Source organism: Corallococcus macrosporus (assembly GCF_017302985.1).
Lineage (GTDB): Bacteria > Myxococcota > Myxococcia > Myxococcales > Myxococcaceae > Corallococcus > Corallococcus macrosporus_A.
The window spans coordinates 1,873,625-1,892,729 of the sequence record NZ_JAFIMU010000007.1; the positions used below are offsets into that span (position 1 = coordinate 1,873,625).

The 19,105-nt window shown below is 71.9% G+C and carries 14 protein-coding genes; 9 read left to right on the top strand and 5 right to left on the bottom strand.

The features are described from left to right. Positions 1-88: 88 nt before the first annotated feature. On the bottom strand, positions 89-1,915 hold the full coding sequence (locus tag JYK02_RS19985; protein WP_207053192.1) for an Hsp70 family protein: 1,827 nt from the start codon (positions 1,913-1,915) through the stop codon (positions 89-91). 273 nt (positions 1,916-2,188) lie between these two features. On the opposite strand from JYK02_RS19985, the gene atpH reads away from it, so the two are divergent. The 3 genes from atpH (at position 2,189) to atpA (ending at position 6,163) form a co-directional block, all read left to right on the top strand. Then, positions 2,189-2,731 (top strand): ATP synthase F1 subunit delta, encoded by a 543-nt coding sequence (gene atpH, locus JYK02_RS19990; protein WP_207053193.1) that lies wholly within the window; start codon positions 2,189-2,191, stop codon positions 2,729-2,731. A gap of 151 nt (positions 2,732-2,882) precedes the next feature. Then, a complete protein-coding gene (locus JYK02_RS19995) occupies positions 2,883-4,364 on the top strand; it encodes a PAS domain-containing sensor histidine kinase (RefSeq protein ID WP_207053194.1) in 1,482 nt (493 codons plus the stop codon). Positions 4,365-4,615: 251 nt separating this feature from the next. Next, positions 4,616-6,163, top strand: coding sequence for a F0F1 ATP synthase subunit alpha (atpA, locus tag JYK02_RS20000; RefSeq protein ID WP_207053196.1), 1,548 nt, complete (start codon positions 4,616-4,618; stop codon positions 6,161-6,163). An 89-nt stretch (positions 6,164-6,252) separates the two neighbouring features. Here the strand turns inward: atpA and JYK02_RS20005 are convergent, their stop codons facing one another. Continuing rightward, positions 6,253-7,101 (bottom strand): HAD family hydrolase, encoded by an 849-nt coding sequence (locus JYK02_RS20005; RefSeq protein WP_207053198.1) that lies wholly within the window; start codon positions 7,099-7,101, stop codon positions 6,253-6,255. 216 nt (positions 7,102-7,317) lie between these two features. On the opposite strand from JYK02_RS20005, the gene JYK02_RS20010 reads away from it, so the two are divergent. From JYK02_RS20010 to JYK02_RS20025, 4 genes are all read left to right on the top strand, one after another. Beyond that, complete coding sequence (locus JYK02_RS20010; RefSeq protein ID WP_207053200.1) at positions 7,318-9,915, top strand: PAS domain-containing protein; 2,598 nt, start codon at positions 7,318-7,320, stop codon at positions 9,913-9,915. Positions 9,916-9,986: 71 nt separating this feature from the next. Further along, complete coding sequence (locus JYK02_RS20015; protein ID WP_207053201.1) at positions 9,987-10,853, top strand: OmpA/MotB family protein; 867 nt, start codon at positions 9,987-9,989, stop codon at positions 10,851-10,853. Positions 10,854-10,935: 82 nt separating this feature from the next. Further along, the gene (locus tag JYK02_RS20020; protein WP_207053203.1) at positions 10,936-11,829 is read left to right on the top strand and encodes a hypothetical protein; all 894 of its coding nucleotides are present in this window, start codon (positions 10,936-10,938) and stop codon (positions 11,827-11,829) included. A gap of 160 nt (positions 11,830-11,989) precedes the next feature. Continuing rightward, positions 11,990-12,829, top strand: a complete 840-nt coding sequence (locus JYK02_RS20025) for a hypothetical protein (protein WP_207053205.1) — start codon at positions 11,990-11,992, stop codon at positions 12,827-12,829. Positions 12,830-12,895: 66 nt separating this feature from the next. Here the strand turns inward: JYK02_RS20025 and JYK02_RS20030 are convergent, their stop codons facing one another. The 3 genes from JYK02_RS20030 to JYK02_RS20040 form a co-directional block, all read right to left on the bottom strand. Then, positions 12,896-13,585 (bottom strand): nucleotidyltransferase family protein, encoded by a 690-nt coding sequence (locus tag JYK02_RS20030; protein ID WP_207053207.1) that lies wholly within the window; start codon positions 13,583-13,585, stop codon positions 12,896-12,898. A 228-nt stretch (positions 13,586-13,813) separates the two neighbouring features. Beyond that, positions 13,814-14,122, bottom strand: a complete 309-nt coding sequence (locus JYK02_RS20035) for a CBS domain-containing protein (protein ID WP_207055227.1) — start codon at positions 14,120-14,122, stop codon at positions 13,814-13,816. 107 nt (positions 14,123-14,229) lie between these two features. After that, positions 14,230-14,766 carry a hypothetical protein gene (locus JYK02_RS20040; protein WP_207053209.1) on the bottom strand — a complete coding sequence of 179 codons (537 nt, stop codon included), beginning with the start codon at positions 14,764-14,766 and terminating at the stop codon, positions 14,230-14,232. A gap of 129 nt (positions 14,767-14,895) precedes the next feature. Here JYK02_RS20040 and JYK02_RS20045 point away from each other — a divergent pair, with 129 nt between their 5' ends. After that, positions 14,896-17,859, top strand: a complete 2,964-nt coding sequence (locus JYK02_RS20045; protein ID WP_207053211.1) for a hypothetical protein — start codon at positions 14,896-14,898, stop codon at positions 17,857-17,859. A gap of 31 nt (positions 17,860-17,890) precedes the next feature. Beyond that, positions 17,891-19,081, top strand: a complete 1,191-nt coding sequence (locus JYK02_RS20050) for an OmpP1/FadL family transporter (RefSeq protein ID WP_207053213.1) — start codon at positions 17,891-17,893, stop codon at positions 19,079-19,081. The last annotated feature ends 24 nt before the right edge of the window (positions 19,082-19,105 follow it).

Consider the following 19,105-nt stretch of genomic DNA (forward strand, 5'->3'; position numbering starts at 1 on the left):
CCGGAGATAAGCGGACTCCGCGAAAGGCACCACGGACCCGGCGCCAAACCGTGCGCTGGTGGACGCCTTTTCCGCGTGGCGCAAGACGTCAGCCACGGGGCTCGGCGCGACCGGACAGAAGCTTCGTGAGCTGGCGGGCAATCAGGGCGCACTGCGCGGCGTCCCCGGCGGCCAGCGCGTCCTTGCCGCCCACCAGGAGCTGCTGCACGGTGCCCACGGCGGTCTCCGCCTCCGGGCTGGGGTTCTCCCGGGCGCTCTGCTGGAGCAGGCGGGCGAGCTTCTCCCCGCGCTCCAAGAGCTTGCGGAAGGTCTCCTCCGCCTTGCGCGCGTCCACCACGCCCTGGGCCTGCGCGTAGCTGGATTGCTCCTGGCCCAGCTTCTCCGCCTCGCCCTGCGGCAGCGTGGCGCGGGCCTCCAGGCGCACCAGCTCCATGTTGCCGGAGGTCAGGTCGGTGGCCTTCACCGCGAGGATGCCCTCGCCGGACAGCTCGAAGACGACCTCCAGCGGCGTCTCTCCGCGCGCGGCGACGTGCAGGTTCTTGAGGACCACCTCGCCCAGCTTGTGGTTCTCGTCCTGGAACTCGCTCTCGCCCTGGTACACGGGGATGCGCGCTTCCGCCTGGCCGGAGGTGCCCGGGAAGAAGATGTCGCGCGCCACCACCGGCACGCCCGTGTTCTTGGGGATGAGCCGCTTCACGCGGCCGCCCATCACGCCCACGCCCAGGCTCTGGCTGGCCACGTCCAGCAGCAGCGCCTGGCCCGCCTGACGGACCAGCTCATCCGCCTGCACCGCGGCGCCCAGCGCCACGGCCTCGTCCGGGTGCACGTCCGTGGAGGGCGCGCGGCCGAAGAAGTCCGCCACCAGCCGGCGCACCAGCGGCACGCGCGTCATGCCGCCCACCAGCAGCACCACGTCCACCGAGCGCGGATCCATCCGCGCCTCCGCCATCACGCTCTTGCACACGTCCAGGCAGCGGCGCGACAGCGGCTCCGACAGCGTCTCGAAGAAGCTGCGCGTGAGCGCGGTGTTGATCTCCGTGAAGCGCTTGGAGCCGGAGGTGTGGTCGCCCAGGCCGGACACGGAGATGGTGGCCTCCTCGGACTCGGTGAGTTCGCGCTTGGCCGCCTCCGCCGCCACCTTCAGGCGCCGCAGCGACTGCGCGTCCTTGGAGACCGCCTCCTGGAAGGAGTCCTCCACCTGCGCGAGCAGCCACTGGACGATGCGCTGATCAAAGTCCTCGCCGCCCAGCGCGTGGTCGCCGCCCGTGGCCTTCACCTCGAAGACGCCCGCCTTCACGTCCAGGATGGACACGTCGAAGGTGCCGCCGCCCAGGTCGAAGACGAGCGCGCTGCCCTCGAAGCCGCGCGACAGGCCGTACGCCAGCGCCGCCGCGGTGGGCTCGTTGACCAGCCGCACCACCTCCAGCCCCGCGATGGACGCCGCTTCCCGCGTGGCCTGGCGCTGGTTGTCGTCGAAGTTCGCGGGGACGGTGATGACGCACTTGCGCACGTCGCGCCCGAAGTGGGCCTGCGCGTCCAGGCGCAGCTCGCCCAGGATGAAGGCGGACACCTGCGCCACGGGCAGCACGCGGCCGGACAGCTTCACGCGCACGTCGCCCGTGGGGCCGGCCACCAGCGGGTAGGGCACCACCGCCTTCGCCTGCTGCACCAGCTCCGGCGTGTAGCGGCGGCCCAGGAAGCGCTTGGTGGCCCACACCACCGCGTCCGGGTGCTCCTCCGCCAGGGCCTGGGCCGGCTGCCCCACCAGGCGGTCGCCCGCCCGGGTGAGGCCCACCACCGAGGGCGTGAGGCGTCCTCCCGAGCGCGAGGGGATGAGGCGCGGACGGCCGTCTTCCACGGTCGCCACGACGCTGTTGGTGGTGCCCAGGTCGATGCCGATGACAGGTTCTTGCATGGCGAGGGGTGGGTCCCACGCTACGGGTAAGGGCCCACTTCCGCCAAGTCCTGTCGCACCCAGCCCGTCCGCTGCCGGGCGCCGGGCTGCCTCACGGGGCCCCCTTGAGCTCCAAGGACGGCCACCGGCGCACATCCGGAGCGCCCACCCGTGCACGCTTCCCCGCCCGCTCCCCCCTCCAGACCCCGGAAATCCCCGGGCGGCCACGGGCTCCAGCGCATGGCACCGGCATCATTGCCGCCAGGGACGCCCCATGCTAAGGGCGCCAGCGTCATGGTGAACGTCTCCATCGCCCGCCGCTACGCCCGCGCCATCCTCGACGTCGCAGCGGAAGGCAACCGCACCGACGCCGTCGCGGAGCAGCTCAACGCCTTCGCCGCCGTCGTGGGCAAGAGCCCCGACCTGTCGGACGTGCTGCTCAACCCCGCCTACAGCCGCGCCCAGCGCAGCCGCGTGGTGGAGGCCATCCTCCAGTCCATGCCCTCCCCCGCGGAGCCCGCGCTGGCCAACGCGCTGCGCCTGCTGGTGGACCGCAACCGCCTGGGCTACCTGCCCGACATCGCCCGGCTCTTCCGCGACATGGCGGACGCCCGCGCGGGCCGCGTCCGGGGCCAGGTCACCAGCGCCGCGCCGCTGTCGCCCGACGCCGTCACCCAGCTCCAGAAGTCGCTCCAGCAGCTCACCCAGCGCAACGTGGTGCTGGAGACCCGCGTGGACCCCTCCGTGCTCGGTGGCGTGGCCGCCCAGGTCGGTGGCACCCTCTACGACGGCACCCTGCGCACCCAGCTGGAAGAGATGCGCCGCCAGCTGAAGTAGCCGCACCCCTGCGACTCCCGGTGCGGCTGACGTGCCGGGTTGTCCGGGTTGCCCCGCAGTCCTAGTCAAACCTGTATTTCCCGTTGGCTCCGGGAATGGGTATACTTCTGGTCAACGCGGACAAGCCCGCGTTTTCCGAGACGACCCGCCCATGCCGCAGCCTGTGTTCCAACGGCTTCCCGGAGCCCTTCCGTCCCCGGGGATTCCCGAGGAGACCCTGCCCTTCCTGGGAGCGCTGCTCAACGCGCCGGGTTGGGGGGTGGCGCTGGTGGACGGCGACTCCCGCCTCGTCTGGATGAACGACCTGCTGGCGCAGCTGTGCGGCCGGCCGTCGGCGCTCTGCGCGGGGCGCTTCCTGTCGGAGGCCTGGCCGGGCCTGGCGCCGCCGCTGTCGCCGCTGCTGGCGCGGGCGCTGTCCGGCGAGCGCGTGGCGGAGGAGCTGGTGTCGGGCCGCTTCGGCGAGGTGGGCACGCTGCGCCACCTCACCGTGAGCGCGATGCCGGCGGCCCCCGCGGGCGTGCTGCTGCTCCTGCGTGACACCTCCACCCGGCTGCGCGAGGACGCGGAGCTGCGCGCCAGCGAGGAGCACATGCGCTCCATCGTGGAGATCTCCTGCGACGGGTACTTCTTCCACGACCGCGGCCACTTCCTGGAGATCAGCCCCGGCCTGGGGCGCCTCCTGGGCTATTACGAGACGGCGGAGCTGATCGGCCGGAACATCCTGGACTGCGTGGCGCCGGAGTTCCGCGCCCCCGCCCGCGACGTGATGGAGCGCGGCGTGGAGGCCCCGTACGAGCTGGCGGTGCTCCACCGCGACGGCCGCCGCATCCCCGTGGAGGTCATGGGCCGGCCGGCCACCTTCCAGGGGCGCGCGGTGCGCATGGGCGCGGTGTGGGACGTGAGCACCCGCAAGGCCACCGAGGAGCGGCTGATGCGGATGGAGCACTTCCGCGACCAGTTCCTGGACGCGGCGGGGGACGGCTTCAAGGCGCCGCTCCAGACGCTCCAGTACGACGTGCTCGCCCTCCAGCACGCTGCGTCCCTGCCGGAGGACCTGACGGAGCAGGTGGGGCGGGTGGGCCAGGGCGTGCGCCGCGTGGAACGGCTGATCCGCCAGCTGCTGGACTTCACCCGCGCCCGGCTGTCCAACGGCCTGCCCGTGCACCCCACCTCCATCCACCTGGGCCAGCTGGCCGAGCGCGTGGTGGCGGACCGGCGCACCGCCCACCCGGGCCGCGACCTGCGGCTCGTCACCCAGGGCGACCTGAAGGGCACCTGGGACGGCGAGCGCCTCTTCCAGTTGATGGACTCGCTGGTGGGCAACGCCCTGCACCACGGCCCGGTGTCCTCTTCCGTGGTGCTCCAAGTACACGGGCGCTGGGACGGGGTGACGGTCCAGGTGCACGACCCGGACTGCCGGGTGCCGCCGGAGTATCAGGGCACCCTCTTCGAGCCGTTCAAGCACCGCGCCGTCTGCGCCGCGGACGACGGGCTGGGGCTGTCGCTCTTCATCGTGCGGCAGATCGCCCTGGCCCACGGCGGGCGCATCTCCGTGGAGTCAGGCGCGGCGGACGGCACCCGCTTCATCGTGTGGCTGCCCCGCGAGGACGCCCCCTCCACGTCCGGCCCCTGAAGGCTCGGGCGGGTCTCCGTGGAGCCGTGAGCGCCGGGGGCGCCGGGCATGGGGGCGGGCGGGGCCTCCCCCGTCCGGGCCGCCGGCTTACGTCCGCGATAAAGGGGTCCGGGGGTCGGGGAAGTCGCGGGCGCGTGGTGCGTTGCGATGGGACCGGTGCCCGTGATAGGGGGCCACCCGGTACATCAAGATTCGCGGCGGCCATCCCCGTTCTCCTCCGGCCGCCCCCTCCGCAAGGACGCTAGACGCCCATGGAAATCCGCGCCGACGAGATCAGCAAAATCATCCGGGAGCAGATCAAGGACTACGGCAAGAAGGTCACCGTCGCCGAGACCGGCACCGTGCTGACCGTGGGCGACGGTATCGCCCGCGTGTACGGCCTGGAGGGCGCGCTCGCCGGTGAGCTGGTGGAGTTCGCCAACGGCGTGCAGGGCCTGGTCCTCAACCTGGAAGAGGACAACGTCGGCGTCGCCATCATGGGTGAGTTCAAGGACATCCGCGAGGGTGACACCGTGAAGCGCACCGGCCAGATTGCCTCCGTGCCGGTGGGCAAGGGCCTGCTGGGCCGCGTGGTGAACGCGCTGGGCCAGCCGGTGGACGGCAAGGGTCCCATCGAGGCCACCGAGCACCGCCGCCTGGAGGTGAAGGCGCCCGGCATCGTGAAGCGCAAGTCCGTGCACGAGCCCCTGCAGACGGGCATCAAGGCGCTGGACGCGCTGGTGCCGGTGGGCCGCGGTCAGCGCGAGCTCATCATCGGTGACCGCCAGACGGGCAAGACGGCCGTCGCCATCGACGCCATCATCAACCAGAAGGGCCTGGGCGTTTACTGCATCTACGTCGCCATTGGTCAGAAGCAGTCCACCGTCGCGCAGGTGGTGGAGAAGCTGACCAAGCACGGCGCCATGGAGTACACGACGGTCGTCGCGGCGAACGCGTCCGACCCGGCGCCCATGCAGTACTTCGCCCCGTACGCGGGCGTCGCCATCGGCGAGTACTTCCGCGACAACAAGATGCACGGCCTCATCGTGTACGACGACCTCTCCAAGCAGGCCGTGGCGTACCGCCAGCTGTCCCTGCTCCTGCGCCGCCCGCCGGGCCGCGAGGCGTACCCCGGCGACGTGTTCTACATCCACAGCCGCCTGCTGGAGCGCGCCGCCAAGCTGTCCGACGAGGAGGGCGCGGGCTCCCTCACGGCGCTCCCCATCATCGAGACGCAGGCGGGTGACGTGTCCGCCTACATCCCGACGAACGTCATCTCCATCACCGACGGGCAGATCTTCCTGGAGACGGACCTGTTCTTCTCCGGCGTCCGCCCGGCCATCAACGTCGGTCTCTCCGTGTCGCGCGTGGGTTCCGCGGCGCAGATCAAGGCCATGAAGCAGGTCGCGGGCTCCATGAAGCTGGAGCTGGCGCAGTACCGCGAGCTGGCCGCCTTCGCCCAGTTCGGCTCCGACCTGGACAAGGCCACGCAGGAGACGCTGGCGCGCGGCGCCCGCATGGTGGAGCTGCTCAAGCAGGGCCAGTACGAGCCGCTGTCCGTCGAGCGCCAGGTCATCCAGATCTACGCCGCGACGAACAAGGACGACGCCGGCAAGCGCGGGTGGATCCGCAACGTGCCGGTGGGCGACGTGGTCCGCTGGATGAAGGAGATGCTCGAGTTCGTGGACAGCAAGTACCCGAACATCGTCTCCGAGCTGGTCTCCAAGCGCGAGCTGACCGCCGAAATCAAGGCGAACATCAACAAGGCGCTGGCCGAGTTCAACGACCTGTTCCAGCCGACCCCGGGCGCCAAGGTCTAGTCTTTCGCGCCCCACGCGCGGTGCCGTAACGACAGCCCCGTCCTCCCTTCACCGGGAGGCGGGGCTTTTCGTTTGTCCCCGGAGCCCCTTCAGCGCAGCCGGGGCAGGATGGCGCGCAGGCTCTTGTCCGCGCTGCCGCGCGCGCCCAGGCGCTGCACGGCGGCGCGCTCGTAGGGCATCACGTTGGCGCGCTCCACCAGTTGCACGTGCGCGCCCAGCGCGGCGGGCATGGCCAGGTCCAGCTCGAAGATGTCGCCCGCGACGAGCGTGGACTCCGGGCCCGTGTGCGTGGCGTCCCAGATGCGCTTGAGCGCGGAGAAGTAGCGCCCGCGGCGCAGGTACACCGGCCGGCCCAGCACGCCGTCCAGGTGGAGCGCCTCCGGCAGCGCGTCGAAGCGGGCGTCCTTCGGCTGCGTGTCCTCCAGCTGGAACTTGCGCGCGTCGCCGAAGACCTTCAGCCGCTCGCGGCCCTTGGGGGCCAGCTTGTCCAGCTTCGCCTCCACCAGCTCCGTGTGCGCGTTGGTCACCACGGACACGGGCAGGCCCGTGGCCAGCAGCGCCTCCAGCACCTCCTTCGCCTCCGCCTTGAAGGCCGTGGCCGAGTGCCGGTACGCGTCCCGGTACAGCGTCTGCACCGTGTCCGTGCGCACGGCTTCGTCGTCGCCCTTGCCGAAGCGCTGGAGCAGCCGGTGCGCGGTGCAGGTGGCCGTCAGGTAGGGGTCCGCGGTGGCCGGCGCCACGATGCGCCCGGACACCTCCCAGCCGTACTGGTCCACGCCCTCATGCAGCGCGGCGACCTCCTCCGCCCACGCCTGGGACGCGTCCTGTCCCAGCACCCCGTACAGCGCTTGCTGGAAGTGCTGGAGGAAGGGCTCGCCCTCCGCCAGCACGTCCGTGAAGGTCCCATCGAAGTCCAGCACCACGCACGCGATCGCCATCCACCGGTCCTTGAAGCCCGGCCGTCCGAAGCACGGCCGTGAACGAAAGCCCCGAATGACGCCCCGTCGGCGGCTCCGAATCAAGCCCCCTGCCCTGCCCGCGGGTGGAGGCAGGTGCCAACTCCCGGAAAGCCGGGTCCAACCCGGGTCGGGTGGTCCCGCATCGTTGCCACCCCCACCCTTGAATCTCCCGCGGGGGAGGGGGGCTCCGCGCTCATGTCCGAGCCGACTGGCACCTTTCTGGCGGAGTCCACACCCGTACCGCAGGAGTGGCTGCGCACGGTGCTGCAGCTGCTGCCCGTGGGGGTGGTCATCGTGGACACGGCGGGCCGCCTGCTCGCGGCCAACGCCGCCGCGAACGCGCTGTGGGGACAGCCCGCGCTGACGGGGATGCGGCTGGAGAACTTCGGCGGCTTCGAGGCGTACTGGCCCGGCACCGGCAAGCGGCTGCGCGGCGAGGACTGGGCCGTGGCGCGCACGCTGAAGAGCCGGCAGACCGTGTCCAACGAGGAGGTGGACATCGTCGGCAAGGACGGCGCGCGCCGCACCATCCTCAACTCCGCCGCGCCGCTGTACTCGGCCGAGGGCCAGCTGGTGGGCGCGGTGAACATCAACGTGGACATCACCGAGCGCAAGGCCACCGAGCGCGCGGAGTTCTTCGTCAGCGAGGCGAGCCGGCTGCTGGCGGAGTCGCTGGACTGGGAGACGACGCTCAAGGCCGTGGCGCGGCTGGCCACGCTGGAGTGGGCGGACTACTGCATGGTGGACGTGCTGGGCGCGGATGGCGAGCTGCACCGGCTGGCGCTCAGCTCGAGGGACCCGCGCAAGCAGGCGCTGCTGGACCAGACGCTGGGCTTTCCGCCGAAGGCGGGCTCCGGCTCGCCGCTGGCCCAGGTGCTCACGCGGGGCAAGCCCGTGCTCGTCGCGGACATCACGCCCCAGTGGCTGGACGCGGCGTCGCGCTCGCCCGAGCACCGCCGGCTGCTGGATGCGCTGGCGCCGCGCTCCTCCATGCTGCTGCCGCTGGCGGTGGGGCAGCGGCGCTTTGGCATCATCAACCTGGTCTCCGCGTCCCCCGCGCGCCGCTACACCCGGCGCGACCTGGGGTACGCCACGGAGTTCGCCCGCCGCGCGGCCCTGGCGGTGGAGAGCGCCCGGCTGTACCGCGAGGCCCGCGAGGCCCTGCGCGAGCGCGACGCGTCCGCGGCCATGCTGGAGGCCTTCTTCGCCGCGTCGCCGGTGGGCATGGGCTTCGTGAATCAGGAACTGCGCTACGTGCGGCTCAACAAGGTCATCGCGGAGAACAACGGCATCCCCCTGGAGCGTCACCTGGACCTCACGCCCCGCGAGCTGATGGGCCCGGCGGGCGGCCCCATCGAGGACCTGCTGCGCCAGGTGCTGGAGTCCGAGGTCGCCGTGGTGGACAACCCGGTGCAGTACGTCGCGGGCCCGGAGCCGCGCACCTTCCTGGCCACGTACTTCCCCGTGCGCTCCGGCACGGAGCTGCTGGGCGTGGGCGGCGTGGTGCGCGAAATCACCGAGCAGCGCCGCATGGAGGACCACCTGCGCTTCCTCACGGACGCCACCACCCGGCTGGCCACGTCGCTGGACTGGCGCACCACCGTGCGCAACGTGGCGGAGCTGGTGGTGGCGCAGCTGGCGGACTACTGCCTGGTGGACATGCTGGGCGAGGACGGCGAGCACCTGGAGCGCGTGGAGCGCCGCGCCCGCGACGACGAGCTCCAGGCCCGGCTGGAGAAGTCCATGCCCTACGCGCCGCCCCCCGGCGCCCGCACCGTCCTGCGCCGCGTGCTGGAGACGGGACGCCCGGAGCTGGTGGCGGAGGTGGACGAGGCCGCCATGCAAGCCTTCGCCGTCAACGAGGTCCACCGGGACGTGCTGGAGGGGTTGAGCCCACGCTCGGTGATGGTCGTCCCGCTGATGGCGCGCGGGCGCACGCTGGGCATCGTGAGCGCGGCGACGTGCTCCCCCACGCGGCGCTTCAGCATGCGGGACCTGTCGCAGCTGGAGGACCTGGCCTGGCGCGCGGCGCTCGCGGTGGACAACGCGCGGCTGTACCGGCAGGCCGAGCAGGCCGTGGCCGCGCGCGACGAGTTCGTGGCGGTGGCGACGCACGAGCTGCGCACGCCCCTGTCCGCGCTGCGCCTGCAGCTGACGTCGCTGCAGCGCTCGGTGGACAAGCTGCCCTCGGAGGAGTCCGAGCGGCTGGGCCAGGGGCTCGCGGGGGCGCTGCGGCAGGCGGAGCGGCTGACGCGGCTGGTGACGCACCTGTTCGACGTGGCGCGGCTGGGCACGGGGCAGATGGCGCTGGAGCTGGGCGCGGTGGAGCTGTCCTCGCTGGTGCACGCGCTGGTGGCGCGCATGGAGGAGGCGCTGGCCACGGCGGGCTGCGTGGCGGTGGTGCACGCGGACGCGCCGGTGGTGGCGCTGGCGGACCGGCCGCGCGTGGAGCAGGTGCTGATGAACCTGCTCACCAACGCGATGAAGTACGCGCCGGGCCTGCCGGTGGAGCTGTACGTGGAGCGCGAGGGCGACCGGGCCGTCATCGCCGTGCGGGACTGGGGCCCCGGCATCCCCCCGGAGGCGCGCGAGCGCATCTTCGAGCGCTTCACCCGCAACACCGGCGCGCACGCGCGCGCGAGCCTGGGCCTGGGCCTCTACATCTCCCGGCAGCTTGCCCGCGCGCACGGCGGCGACCTGTTCGTGGAGTCGCCGCCGGACGGCGGGCCCGGCTCGCGCTTCGTGCTGCACCTGCCCCGGTGGAAGAAACCGTCCGGAACGGCCCCGGGGTGAAGCAGGCGGGCGCATGTCGCACGGCGCCCACCTTGCCGCCCACCCCCTCGGGGCCATTACCCTTGCGGGCCATGGACGACGCGCGGACGACAGCAGCGCTCGGACGCTGGCGGTGGCTGCCCTGGGGGCTGCTGGCCGTCGCGGTGACGGTGGCCTCCACGGGCGCGTGGCTGGGCTCGCGCTCGCTCCAGGCGCTGGAGGCCCGGAGCGCGCAACTGGAGCGCGAGGCCGCCGAGTCCGAGGCCCACGTCGCGCAGCTCCAGACGCTGCGGCACGCCATGGAGCGCAGGCTGCGCGCGCTGGAGCGCCAGCAGCAGGCGCAGGAGTGGGGCGGCGCCGCGGCGGAGCTCCAGGCGAAGAACGCGGAGGCCCAGCAGACGCGGCGCGAGGCGGCGCTCGAGGCGCTGGGCAGGTCGCTGCAGGACGCGCTCAAGGCGGGCGACGTGGCGCTCTCCCTGGAGGACGACGCCCTGCGCGTGGAGGTGTCCGAGCGGATCCTCTTCGCGCCCGCGAGCCTGTCGCTCACGCCGGAGGGCGCCGCCGTGCTGAAGCAGGCCGCGGCGGTGTTCCGGGGCCCGCTCATGGACCACCGCGTGGCGGTGGAGGCGCACACCGACGAGGTGCTCCCCGCCACACCGGGCAGCCCCGCCACCACCGCGTGGGAGCTGTCCGCCGCGCGGGCCGTGGCGGTGGTGCGCCAGCTGGGCGAGCGCGAGGGGCTGGCCCCGGAGCGCCTGAGCGCCACGGGCCACGCCGCGCACCGGCCGCTGGTGCCCAACGACAGCCCGCCCCACCGCGCCAGCAACCGCCGCGTCACGCTGCGGCTGTTCCCCACGCCGGTGACCCCGGAGAGCGCGGCCGTGGCCCGCACGGAGCCGCCGTCGCGCCCCCTGAAGCGCCAGGCGAAGGCGAAGGCCAAGAAGACCGCGCAACGCTGACGCGCGGACGCGGTGAATAGACCGCCCGCTCGCACGTCGGGGAAACAGAGGGCTTCTCCCCGCCCCACCCCCGGAGCCTCCCGTGTCCGCCTTCCGCCCCGCGCTGTGCGCCACCTTCGCCGCCGGCCTCCTCCTCGCGGCGCCCGCCGCGGAGGCCCGCTTCGGCAAGAAGTCGCCGGACACCTCCGACAGCAAGAAGGACGACGACGACAAGGGCTCCCAGGTCCACGCCGCGACGCCCATCCGCTCCGGCTCCCGGGACGAGGCCCCCAGCCGCCCTCCTCCCTCGCGCGACGACGACTGCTGCGACGCCGCGCCTTCACGCGGCCGGGCCTCCTACTCCGCGCGCATCTACGGCGACGGCCTCCTGGCCGCCGCGGAGCTGCTGGCCCTCGCCGTGGACGGCGCGGACGACCCGCGGCCCGTGGACATGGCCGTCCGCGAGCAGCGCCCCTCGCAGCCGCTCGACGTGCGCCTGGGCCTCAACGTCGGCGCCATGGGCGGCGGCACCTCCGGGGACGTCTTCCTGGGCATCGAGGGCGAAGCGCTGGGCTTCGCGGTGCAGGGCACGCAGCTGACGCTGCCCACCGACGACGGCACCCGCGGCACGGATGAGCTCCGCCTCGCCGTCGTGCATCTCACCTGGGCCGCCCTGTCCACCGACCGCGTGCGCTGGCGCTTCGAGGGCGGCCTCTCCACCGCCCACGCGCCGGACGTCACCTTCGTGGGCCCCAGCCTCGCCACGTCCCTGGAGGCCTGCCTGGTGGGCCCGCTGGACGTGGAGGCGCGCGTGCAGGGCACCGCCGGCACCTACCGGCAACTGGACGCCAGCGCGGGCCTCGCGGTGCACCTGGGCGCCCTCAACCTGCGCGGCGGCGTGCGCGGGCTCATCCTGGACGACGCGGGCAGGGTGGACGGCGTCCAGCACGTGGACCGCTTCGTGGGCCCCTACGCGGGCGCCGGCTTCGTCTTCTAGGCCCCGGGTGTCCGGGGGTGCACATGCGCCCTTCCGGACACCGTCCCCCACCCCGGGGGCGCTGGTCTCCGGCGGGGTGCTGGGGGTTGAATATTCCGGGCGAGCAGGCGTCCAGATGCGCGCGGCCCATCCCGTGGGCCCATGAAGAGGAGGGGTCGCCGTGGGCTTCTGGAAGACGCTGTGTGCCACGCTTGCTGTCGCTGTCCTGCTGGGGTCCGCGCCCGCGGAGGCCCGCTTCGGCAAGCGCTCCAAGCCGGGCACCTCCGACTCGAAGGGCTCCGACGACAAGGACGACCGCAAGCACGAACACCGCGCCACCCCGGTGGGCCGCCCCTCCGACGCGCCGGTGCGCTCCAGCGTGCGCGCCTCCGGCGTCGGCGTGGGCTGGTTCGACGTGCTCTTCGTCAGCGGCCCGGCCAGCTACCACCGCCGCGCGCGCGTGGCGGCCCCCCGCGGCGCCCGCGCTCCCCGCCCCGCGCCGCTCGTGCACCTGAACGTGCAGGGCAACAGCTTCGGCGACACCGGCGGCGCGCTGGACCTCTTCATGGCCCTGGACGGCCAGCGCTGGGGCATGGACGCGCGCGTGAGCGGCATCGCGCTGGACACGGACGACGGCTCGGACGGCAGCGACCGGCTGACGCTGCTGGACGCGCACCTGACCATCTCGCCGTGGTCCACGGAGCGCGGCCGCTTCCGCCTGGAGGCCGGCATCGCCAGCGCGCACGCGCCGGACGCCATCTTCGTGGGCCCCAGCTTCGCCGCGTCGCTGGCGGCGTGCATCGGCCCGTCGCCCTTCGACGTGGAGGCGCGCATCCAGGCGGTGCCCTTCCCGCACCGTCAGGTGGACATGCAGGCCGGCCTGGCGATGCACCTGGGCGCCCTCAACCTGCGCGGCGGCTGGCGCACCCTGTACCTCAGCGACGCCGGCCAGCTGGACGACGGCGTGGTGCACGCGGACCTGTTCTCCGGTCCCTACCTGGGCCTCGGCCTGTCGTTCTGAAGGCCGCGAGCCTGAAGTAAAAACTCCCGGGATCCCCAGCGGCCCCCGGGAGTGTTCGCGTCCGGGCTACTCCTCCGACGACGCCGCGTAGGACGCCGGGGCCGTGTCCGCCCCGGAGCCGTTGGACGCGCCCGTGCGCTTCATGCGGCGCTTGGGCGGCGGGGCCAGCTTGGGCTCCATGCTGAAGACGCGCCCGTAGATTTCAGGCGTGTTGATGTTCACGATGACGCCGGGGTCCTTCACGTTCAGGCGGCGCGGGTTCAGCGCCTTGAGCGCCGCCTCCAGGTCCTCGCCCTCCGCCTCGAACAGCTTGCGCGCCGCGCCCCGGGACAGCACCACCGGCCAGCCCGTGGCGTTGTCGTACTCCGGCCGGATGGCCATGACGCCGTCGGTGCCGCCGCGCTCCATGTCCTTGAGCATGGACTTCACGGTGGTGACGCGCAGCGCCGGCATGTCCACCGGGTGCAGCAGCATCACGTCCGCGTCCTCGGCCATGGCCGCCTCCAGCCCGGCCTTCACGGACGCAAGCAGGCTCTTCTCCCAGTCCCTGCTCGTCACCAGCTCCAGGCTCGGGTGCTGTTCGCGCACCATCGCCTCGTCGCTGCCCACCACACCCAATACCCCGCACCCCGCCTTCCCGAAGGTGGACGCCAGCGACTGAAGGAAGCTCTTGCCTCCCTCGTGCTCGATGAGCGCCTTGGGGTGGGACATCCGCCGGGCCTTGCCCGCCGCCAGGATGATCGCCACTGCCTTCATGACCCGCCTCCTCGCCCTCGACGGAAAGCCGGGGGCACCGCCAACAGGCTGTTGACCTCCTTCCGGGATTGCAGCCCGCCCGCCAGTACGAGTCGTCAGACAGCCGCCAGTCACACGAGGAGGTGTTGGCTGTCGGCCCATTCGGCAAGGGCCGGTGTCCACCAGCGGTCAGGCGGCCTGGGCCCCAGGCTTCCCCTCCCCCGCGGCGGATGGCCCTGTCAGGGTCCTTCAGTGCAGCCAGCCGCTGGAGGCCGCCAGGCGCAGCGGGGCGGCCGTCTCCACGGTCGTTTCTTCCGGCGCTTCCAGCGCCTTGACGGTCAGAATTTCAGCCAGGCGGGCCAGCGGACGGCGGCGGGCCACGCGGTGCAGCTCGTCCTCGGTCACCTCGCCCAGCAGGTCGCCCCCACGCCCCTCCACCACGGGCAGCACGTGCACGCCGTGGCGGTACATCTGCTGGAGCGCTCCCAGGACGGTGTCCTCCGGGAACAGGGTGATGGCGCGGGAGACGAGGTTCTGGAACTCAGGGCTGCGGCACATCGACACGTGAGGCCTCCGGTGCTCGGCGTTCGGGCGCCGTGTGCCGGAGGGCCTTAGCAATCCGCTTGCCGACCCCCGCGAGCCCCCTTTTCCGGGAAGCCGCCCGCCTACTTCTTCGGCGCGGGCTTCACCGACTCCACCATCTTGCGGAAGCCCTTCTCCGCGCCGTTCACCGTCTTCTCCGGCCCGGTGAGCTTGTAGAAGACCGCGCCCTCCGGCCCCTCCACGATGGCGCCGCGCAGCTTGTAGTTCGGCTTGGGCGTGGACGGGCCCATCATGGGGCCGCCGCCCGCGTACGTGCCCTTCACCTCCACCGTGGTGACGGGCAGCCCGTTCACCTTCTCCTGCTTCGTCTTCGCGTCCTTGTCCTCCAGCGGCTTGCCGTCGGGCTTCTGGAACTGCGCCACCCAGCGCTTCACGTTCGCGTCCACCGCGCCGCCCTGGCCCTGACCGAAGTAGAAGACAGCCAGTTCCGCGTCTTCCGCGTCTCCCTTCGCCGCGGGCACCTTGTACGTCGCCGCGCGCATGGGACGCGTGGGCTGGGTGGCCCACTCCGCGGGCGCACTCCACGTCAGACCTCCGGCCTCCTCCGCGCTCGCGCCCATCGCCACGGCCAGCACCAACACAGTTAGCAGTCGTTTCATGGGCCGCAGCGTAGCCCTGATCCAAGGTGACTCGGCGCGTCAATCCCTCTCACTTTGTGACCGGGGGAGGGCGTGCTACTCACTGACGTGTTTCCAGCAGTTCACCTTGGGCTGGAGGGGATTCCCACCATGAAGAAACAGTTGTTCCTCGGGGCCATGGCCCTGGGAGCCGTTGCCTGCACGCCGGAGATCGCGCAGGACGCTCCGAATACGAACGTCGGCCTGGCGGAGTTCGACCCCACGGGTTCTCCCGCCGTCGTCCCCTCTCCCAACGACCTGGCCATTGACCGGGCCACGGGCAAGGTGAACGCGCCCATCAACCCGGCGGCGTCCCCGGCGGAGCAGGAGTTCACGCGCGACTACCTGAACTCGCTGAACGGCTTCCCGACGTCCGCCATCGCGTCCACCAAGGTGCAGGACCTGGACGCGTTCACGGTGAACGCGAAGACGGTCATCTTCATCGACCTGTACGCGGGCACGCCGCTGGCGAAGAAGCCGGTGACGCCGACCATCGCGTACAACGAGGACACGGACCTCATCAACCTCATCCCCCCGGTGGATCCGAACACCGGCCTGCCGGCGTGGCCGAAGGGCGGCCGCTACGCGGTGGCGCTCATCGGCGGTGAGAACGGCCTGAAGACCACCTCCGGCAACCCCATCATCGGGTCCGCGACGTGGGCCTTCGCCAGCTCAGAGAAGCCGCTGGTCACCTGCGAGGACCTGACCTCGCCGGACTGCGCCCCGGCCACGGAGATCATCCCCTCCACGGAGACGGATCCGGCCAAGCGCCTGGCGGCCCAGACCAAGAGCGCCCTGCAGCTGGAGCAGCTGCGCCGCGGCTACGCGCCCCTCATCGAGGGCCTCGTCGCCAAGGGCTTCAAGCGCGAGGACGTCGTCCTCCTGTGGACCTTCAGCGTCATCAACCAGCCGGAGGCCACCATCAGCCTGGCCCCCACGGCGCGGCTGCCCGCCCCCATCATCCCCTTCCCCAACAACCTGATCCGCAAGCCGGACGGCAGCGGCCTGGAGTTCCCGGTCCCGACGACGCCGGGCCTGCAGCAGGACCTGTTCACGGGCCTGAACACCCTGGACGGCTTCTCCACCACGGGCGCCATCGTGTCGGAGAACGGCGACACCGTGGGCGTGCTGGACGGCACCCAGTTCCGCGAGGCCGCGGACGGCCCGGCTCCCAAGGTGGATCCGGCGTCGCTGGCCGCGGGCGTGAAGTTCTTCAAGGTGAACAACCAGGACAAGGGCACCCAGCCGGACGTGGCGCTCTGCCTGGTGAACAAGACCGGTGACTGCGGCACCAGCGTCGGCACCGCCGGCGTCGTGGACGTGCCCCAGCAGCTGCAGATCGTCCCGAAGGCGCCGCTGGATGGCGCCACCGAGTACGGCGCGGTGCTGACCACGGACCTGAAGGACGACAAGGGCCGCAACGTGGCCCCGGCCACGGCCTTCGCGCTGCTGCGCCTGTCCAACCCGGTCTACGACGAGGTCGCCGACAAGAGCCTCATCTCCTCCGTGCCCAAGGACCTGGCCAAGCAGCTGGAGCCGCGCCGCAAGCTGCTCAAGCCCTACTTCGACAAGGTGACGGCGTCGGAGAAGGACGGCGGCCTGGGCATCCCGCGCTCGAAGATCGCCCTGGGCTGGAACTTCACCACCCAGAGCACCACGTCCATCCTGAACCAGCTGTACGCGCTGCCCGGCGTGGTCGGCTACCCCGCGGCGCCCAACTACGTCCTGCCCATCACCACGCAGGTGAAGGGCGCGATGACCGGCGCGGGTCTGCCCAACGAAAACATCAGCGCGGTCTACGAGGTGCAGGCCAACTCGCCGCTGATGCTCACGGGCCCCTTCGGCACGCTGAACCCGGACCCCACCAAGCTGCGCCCCACGCGCTACCCGTTCATGCTGTTCGTGCCGACCGGCGAGGCCCCCACCAACGGCTGGCCGGTGCTGGTGTTCGGCCACGGCCTGACGAGCAACCGCACCGCGGTGCTCGGCGTGGCCAACAAGATGACCGGCGCGGGCTACGCGGTGGTCGCGATGGACGCCGTCTACCACGGTGAGCGCACCAGCTGCGTGGGCTCGGCCGCGGTGCTGCCCACGCCGAACCCGGTGGGCGACGACGCCGCGTGCGCCAACCCCCAGACCCAGCGCTGCGAGAACAACCCCGCCAGCCTGTCCTACGGCCGCTGCGTGTCGCGCACGCCGACGACCGCCGCGGACTGCAGCGCCTCCGCGCTCCCGCAGAACGTGCCGGCCGACGTGTACTGCTCCAGCGTCATCTCCCCGTCGCAGGGCCGCTGCGTGGCGGAGACCAACCGCTGCGAGGGTGGTGACTTCCTGCGCAACGCGCAGGGCGTCCCGTCCATCTCCGGCTGGAACTTCCTGAACCTGGGCAACCTGTTCACCACGCGCGACAACTTCCGCCACCACGTGGTGGACTTCGGCCAGTTCCTGCGCGTGCTCAACAGCCAGGAGCTCAACACGGCCGTGAAGCTGAACGCCGCGCAGGTGGACTACCTGGGCCAGAGCCTCGGCGGCATCATGGGCACCATGTCCACCGCGGTGTCCTCTCGCGTGCGGCGCTCGGTGCTCAACGTGGCCGGTGGCAACCTGGCCGGCGTGCTGCTGACCGCGCCCGCCTTCGGGCCGCAGCGCACCGCGTTCCTCACGTCGCTGGCCCAGGCGGGCGTCACCCCGGGCAGCCCCGCGTTCGACACGTTCATCAGCCTGGCGAACACCATCCTGGACCCGGCGGACGCGCGCAACTACGCGTACCTGCTGGACAACAACGCGGCGGCCGGCACGGACGTCAACGTGCACCGCGCGTTCATCCAGTACATCGAGGGCGACGAGGTCATCCCGAACCCGAACACGCTGGCGCTGATCAACGCGGCCAACCGCACGGGCGCTCCGCGCACGGTGGCCTCGTACATGTTCCCGGCGTCCAACCCGCTCGTTGGCGCCGTCCCGGCGTCCGCGCGTCACGCGTTCCTCAACAACCCCGGCATCCCCGAGGCACTGCGCAACGCGGCCCAGGACCAGATCATCGGCTTCCTGGCGACCGGCAAGCTGGCGCAGTAACGCGACCCACTGAGAGAGGAATCCAACACCCATGAAAAAGACACTCTCCCTCGTGGCAATCCTGGCGGCCGGTACGAGCCAGGCCGCGGGCTTCCAGATCGACACCCAGGGCGCGCGTGCCACCGGCACGGGCGGCGCGGCCACGGCATGGCTGGAGGACTCGTCCTCCATCTATTACAACGTGGCCAACATGGTCGGCGTGAAGACGCTGGACATCACGCTGGGCGACACGGGCATCCTCCCCAGCATCAAGTTCCAGCGGCCGGGCCAGGAGGCGGAAGGGCAGCGCACCACGCTGTCGCCGCCCCCGCACCTGTTCGTCGTCTACAAGCCGTTCGAGAAGGCGGCGTTCGGCGTGGGCGTGTTCACGCCCTACGGCGCGCGCAGCCGCTGGGAGGAGGGCTTCAGCGGCCGCTTCCGCGGCTACGAGTCCTCGCTGGCGACGTACTACATCAACCCGTCGTTCGCGTACGAGCTGCACCCGCGCTTCCGCTTCGGCGCGGGTCTGGACATCGCGCGGGCCACGATTGAGCTGACGCGTGGCCTGGACTTCGTGAACAGCGAGGGCTCCATCCACCTGGGCGGCGCGGACTGGGGCTCCGGCTTCAACGTCGGCGTGCAGGCCAAGCTGCTGGACAACCTGGACATGGGCCTGCACTACCGCAGCGCCGTGGACATCCAGTTCAAGGGCAAGGCGGACTTCCAGAACATCCCGGCGGAGTTCCAGAGCCGCCTGACGGACCAGAGCGCGAGCGCGGACGTCACCCTGCCGTCCACCGTGACGGCGGGCCTGGCGTACCGGCCGCTGAACAACCTGATGCTGGCGTTCGACGCGAGCTGGGTGGACTGGTCCTCGTTCGCGGAGCTGGCCATCCGCTTCGAGAACCCGGCCATCGACAACCCGCTGCCCAAGCGCTGGCGCGCGAAGTGGAAGTACGCGCTGGGCGCGGAGTACGGCGTGACGGAGGCCCTGCAGGTTCGCGCGGGCTTCGTGTACGACCCGTCCCCCAGCCCCAACAGCACGCTGACGCCGGACCTGCCGGACGCCAACCGCATCAAGGTGACGGCGGGCGTGGGCTACCAGTTCCGGCCGTTCCGCGCGGACCTGGGCTACCAGTTCGTCGCGCTGGCGGACAAGGTGAGCACGGCGCCGGGCATCCCGGCGACGTACTCCGGTTCCGCGCACGTGTTCGGCCTGACGCTGGGCTTCAACCCCCAGTAACCCGCTGAACGCATCCTGAAGCAC

What these genes read in the sequence shown, in the direction of transcription:
- JYK02_RS19985 (WP_207053192.1), bottom strand. Translation starts at nt 1,915, where the DNA reads ATGCAAGAACCTGTCATCGGCATCGACCTGGGCACCACCAACAGCGTC.
- atpH (WP_207053193.1), top strand. Translation starts at nt 2,189, where the DNA reads ATGGTGAACGTCTCCATCGCCCGCCGCTACGCCCGCGCCATCCTCGAC.
- JYK02_RS19995 (WP_207053194.1), top strand. Translation starts at nt 2,883, where the DNA reads ATGCCGCAGCCTGTGTTCCAACGGCTTCCCGGAGCCCTTCCGTCCCCG.
- atpA (WP_207053196.1), top strand. Translation starts at nt 4,616, where the DNA reads ATGGAAATCCGCGCCGACGAGATCAGCAAAATCATCCGGGAGCAGATC.
- JYK02_RS20005 (WP_207053198.1), bottom strand. Translation starts at nt 7,101, where the DNA reads ATGGCGATCGCGTGCGTGGTGCTGGACTTCGATGGGACCTTCACGGAC.
- JYK02_RS20010 (WP_207053200.1), top strand. Translation starts at nt 7,318, where the DNA reads ATGTCCGAGCCGACTGGCACCTTTCTGGCGGAGTCCACACCCGTACCG.
- JYK02_RS20015 (WP_207053201.1), top strand. Translation starts at nt 9,987, where the DNA reads ATGGACGACGCGCGGACGACAGCAGCGCTCGGACGCTGGCGGTGGCTG.
- JYK02_RS20030 (WP_207053207.1), bottom strand. Translation starts at nt 13,585, where the DNA reads ATGAAGGCAGTGGCGATCATCCTGGCGGCGGGCAAGGCCCGGCGGATG.
- JYK02_RS20035 (WP_207055227.1), bottom strand. Translation starts at nt 14,122, where the DNA reads ATGTGCCGCAGCCCTGAGTTCCAGAACCTCGTCTCCCGCGCCATCACC.
- JYK02_RS20040 (WP_207053209.1), bottom strand. Translation starts at nt 14,766, where the DNA reads ATGAAACGACTGCTAACTGTGTTGGTGCTGGCCGTGGCGATGGGCGCG.
- JYK02_RS20045 (WP_207053211.1), top strand. Translation starts at nt 14,896, where the DNA reads ATGAAGAAACAGTTGTTCCTCGGGGCCATGGCCCTGGGAGCCGTTGCC.
- JYK02_RS20050 (WP_207053213.1), top strand. Translation starts at nt 17,891, where the DNA reads ATGAAAAAGACACTCTCCCTCGTGGCAATCCTGGCGGCCGGTACGAGC.